The following is a 1,067-nucleotide window of genomic DNA, read 5'->3' as shown; positions in this document are numbered from 1 at the left end:
CTAGGTGTTCAGTCCCGCACTGTGGTGGTAGCTTATCGCGCCAGCAGAGGGATGCGCTATGGGACAAGTTCTTCACGGATGCGCCACGACCACGCACGCTGTCCGAGCAGCAATACAGCGATCGAAAGCTTCGGTCCCGCAAATCGCCGAACGCTACGGGTTGAACGAGAAGACCGTCCGCAAGTGGCGGAGCCGAAAGACGGTCGAGGACACCGCGATGGGTCCGAAGAACCCGCGTTCGACGGTGCTTTCACCCGAGCAGGAGGCGGCCTGCGTCGCCTTCCGTCGTCATACACTGCTTCCGCTCGATGACTGCCTGTACGCGCTGCAGGACAGCATTCCGGAGCTGACGCGCTCGAGCCTTCACCGGCTCTATCAGCGTCACGGCATCTCTCGGCTCCCTGACATGAAGTCAGAAATCGAGCCGAAGAAGGCGTTCAAAGCCTATCCGATTGGTTACATCCACATCGATATCGCGGAAGTGCGCACCGATGAGGGCAAGCTGCACATGTTTGTCGCCATCGATCGGACCTCGAAGTTCGTCTTCGTGCGGCTCGAGGAGAAGGCGACCAGGGCTACCGCATGCCAGTTCTTACGCGATCTGATCGAGGCCATTCCCTATAAGATCCATACCGTTTTGACAGATAATGGCGTCCAGTTCTGCCACCCACCGCGCTATCGAGACGGACCAACAGCCACGTTTATGGGCCACCTCTTCGACCGGATCTGCGCTGCCAACGGCATCGAGCATCGGCTCACTAAGCCGAACCATCCCTGGAGTTCGAGGGGCAAGAAAACGATCCAGTGAATCGTTTTCCCTCGAGAACGGTCAGGTCGAGCGGATGAACCGCACGATCAAGGAGGCGACCGTCAGGCGCTACCACTACGGCACCCATGACCAGTTTCGAGAACACCTCCAAACCTTCGTCGATGCCTACAACTTTGCCAAACGGTTGAAGACCCTGAGAGGCCTCACCCCGTTCGAGCATTTGGTCCGATGCTGGACGGAAGAGCCCGTACGATTCATAAACGATCCAACCCATCACATGCCGGGACTGAACACCTAG

The 1,067-nt window shown here is 58.2% G+C and carries 1 pseudogene; it reads left to right on the top strand.

Features of this window, described 5'->3' with window-relative positions:
• The first annotated feature begins 58 nt into the window (after nucleotides 1-58).
• Nucleotides 59-1,067, top strand: a pseudogene (locus tag ABDX79_RS19655) (IS481 family transposase).

This window comes from Fulvimarina fulva (assembly GCF_039652615.1).
Taxonomy (GTDB): domain Bacteria; phylum Pseudomonadota; class Alphaproteobacteria; order Rhizobiales; family Rhizobiaceae; genus Fulvimarina.
The sequence above is the reverse complement of the archived record's forward strand: the minus strand, read 5'-3'. Positions and strand labels throughout refer to the sequence as shown.